At 69.4% G+C, this 509-nt stretch carries 1 protein-coding gene; it reads right to left on the minus strand.

Going from position 1 to position 509, the window contains the following annotated elements; all coding sequences use genetic code 11:
• The coding region (locus ACU8YE_RS24395; protein WP_446929961.1) for an ABC transporter substrate-binding protein at positions 1–509 on the minus strand (509 nt) is incomplete at both ends.

A 509-nucleotide genomic window follows, 5' to 3' on the forward strand; every position in this document is an offset into this window, starting at 1 on the left:
GTGCCGCACCGCGCCGTAAACGCCGATCTGCAGCATGGTCGGCATCAGCCGGACTTGGGCGAGGTAGCCGCGCGACCACTCGGCGGCCTGCGGGCTCTGGTCCCAGTAGGCCGAGGTCGTATAGAGCGTGTTCTGCGCCACTTGCAGCCCGGCGGCGTGCACGTCCGTGAGGAACATGCCCAGCGCCGCCATGCGCTGCTTGCCTCCCCGCGTCAGCCCGAACTCGGCCGCCTGCTTCAACGCGTTGGTGCAGTCCTGCCCGGAATTGCACAGCGCCACCACGTCCGCGCCCGAGGCCTGAGCCTGCAACAGCAGCCCGGAGTAGTCGGTCGTGCCCGTGGGGTGGGACGCGGCCCCGAGCACCTTGCCCCCGGCGGCGGTGATGAACCCGGTCGCGTCCGCCTGCAGCTGCTTGCCGAAGGCGTAGTCGGCCGTGATAAAGAACCAGCTCTTGGCGCCCTGGGCCATCAGCGCCGTCGATGTCACCTTGGCGGTGGCGTAGGTGTTGT

The organism is Ralstonia sp. VS2407, from assembly GCF_052950655.1.